The sequence below is a fragment of the Halomonas sp. ANAO-440 genome, from assembly GCF_019915905.1.
GTDB lineage: Bacteria > Pseudomonadota > Gammaproteobacteria > Pseudomonadales > Halomonadaceae > Halomonas > Halomonas chromatireducens.
The window spans coordinates 1-573 of record NZ_JAHXBV010000058.1 but is presented as its reverse complement, the minus strand read 5'-3'; the positions used below and the strand labels follow the sequence as shown (position 1 = coordinate 573).

Here is a 573-nt window from a genome sequence, read left to right as displayed (position 1 = left end):
CGCGACAAAAGCGCGGTGGGCCGGCCATGGAATCGGGGGTATCTGGGCTACACGCTGACTCGGCACAAACTGCCGAAGCTGACGCTGGCCAAGGCCAGTTTGCAGCGCCTGATGCAGCGTGTCCGTGAGATCCTCAAGCGCGGCAGGGGACGCAACATTCGACGCGTCATCGAAGAACTGATCCCGGTCCTGCGGGGCTGGGCCAACTACTTCAGCCTCGTCGATGTGAAACGCCCGCTGGAAGCGCTGGATCAGTGGATACGTCGCCGACTGCGCTGTGTGATCTGGCGGCAGTGGAAGCGCCCGAGAACTCGGCGCCGCAAACTCCTGGCGCTGGGTCTGGACGATCAACGTGCCTGGAAATCAGCGGGGAACGGACGAGGTGCCTGGTGGAATGCGGGTGCCTCGCACATGAATCAGGCCCTGCCGCGGAAGTGGTTCGACGGGCTGGGTCTGATCTCGGTACTTGATACGGTAAGAAGGCTTACCCGTTCTTCATGAACCGCCGTGGTACGGAACCGTTTGCCCGGTGGTGTGAGAGGACGGGGGAGGCGACTCCCCCTCCTACTCGAT

1 protein-coding gene is annotated in these 573 nt (G+C 62.8%); it reads left to right on the top strand.

Going from position 1 to position 573, the window contains the following annotated elements:
* Nucleotides 1–501 (top strand): group II intron maturase-specific domain-containing protein (locus KZO25_RS19815; protein ID WP_223138220.1); only part of this gene is annotated, 501 nt, incomplete at its 5' end.
* Nucleotides 502–573: the final 72 nt, after the last annotated feature.